Source organism: bacterium (assembly GCA_030654305.1).
Taxonomy (GTDB): Bacteria; Krumholzibacteriota; Krumholzibacteriia; order LZORAL124-64-63; family LZORAL124-64-63; genus PNOJ01.
The window spans coordinates 1-1,298 of record JAURXS010000079.1 but is presented as its reverse complement, the minus strand read 5'-3'; the positions used below and the strand labels follow the sequence as shown (position 1 = coordinate 1,298).

Below are 1,298 nucleotides of genomic sequence, written 5' to 3'. Positions count from 1 at the left end.
ATGGTGCGCTTCTACGACAGCCGCTCGTCCGAGAGCCCGCTGTCGAGCACCGACCTGGCCGCGCGCGTCGACGGCACCTGTGACTGGACGTACCAGTGGGGCGATCTGGCCACGCCCGCCGGCGCGGTCTACTTCGAGCTGCGCTGCGGGCTGGAGCCGCCCGACGCGGGCACGGCCCTGGCCTGGTTCGACGACCTCGCGTTGATCGAGTGGGAGCCGTGGCAGGCCGCGGACTCGCCGCTGAAGATCCCCGCGCCGAACAACTGCCGGTACCTGCAGGTGCGGCGCGCCGGGACGGGCGCGGGCTCGGGACTGGTCCGTTTCCTGCAAACGACGTACGACCGGGTCGTGGCGACCGGGGTGGGGGACGGGGGCGGACCGGCCCCGCGGGGGCGCCTGAGCAACCACCCCAACCCCTTCAATCCGCGCACGACCATCGATCTGGTCCTGCCGGGCGACGGAACCCCCGTGCCCGTCGCCCTGGAGATCTACGATCTACGTGGTCGGCGCGTCGCGTCGGTCTTCGAGGGGGATCTGGCCGGCGGGCAGCGGTACGGCTTCACCTGGGACGGCCGCGATGACCGGGGCCGGAACCTGGCCGCCGGCTTGTACTTCTGCCGGGCCGGCACCGGAGCGACGGCCCAGGTGCTGAAATTGACGCTGGTCCGCTGAGTCAACAGCGTTGACGCCGGGTGGGAAGATAATCCTAGGTGATTCCCAGAATCCGGTGTATCCTTCCCGTGCTTCGGGCTGAGGCCCCAGGGTCCCCCCGGAGCCGTCTGAATGCGTGATCCCCGGCCTCGCGCCGGGCTTCGAGATTCCCCCGACCGTCGGGGGATGTGGTCCGGCAGACCGCCGGATCAGTATCGAGCACGAGGGGTTTACCGGAGATAGCCGGCGGCCTCAGGTGCTTCTGCACGCCGGGTAGCCGGCATCCGAGGTGGAAGAGTATGAAGAAGATCTACGTGGGTAACCTGCCGTTCTCCGCGACCGAGGACCAGGTGACCAAGCTGTTCGAGCAGCATGGCGCCGTGCACTCGGTGGCACTGATCACCGATCGTGAGACCGGCCGGCCCCGCGGCTTCGGTTTCGTGGAGATGGACGACAGCGCGGCCATGGCCGCGATCTCGGCCCTCGACGGCCAGAGCATGGACGGCCGTAACCTGAGCGTGAACGAGGCTCAGGACCGTCCGAAGCGCACCGGCGGCGGCGGCGGCTTCGGTGGTGGCGGCGGCGGCGGTCGCAGCGGCGGCAGCGGCGGCGGCTACGGCGGTGGCAGCGGTGGTGGCCGCAGCGGC

General features: G+C 70.5%; 2 protein-coding genes. Both read left to right on the top strand.

Annotated elements, in window-relative coordinates; all coding sequences use genetic code 11:
• Window positions 1–672: FlgD immunoglobulin-like domain containing protein (locus tag Q7W29_02075; GenBank protein ID MDO9170599.1), on the top strand; the 672-nt coding region annotated here is incomplete at its 5' end.
• A gap of 278 nt (window positions 673–950) precedes the next feature.
• Window positions 951–1,298 (top strand): RNA-binding protein (locus tag Q7W29_02070; GenBank protein MDO9170598.1); only part of this gene is annotated, 348 nt, incomplete at its 3' end.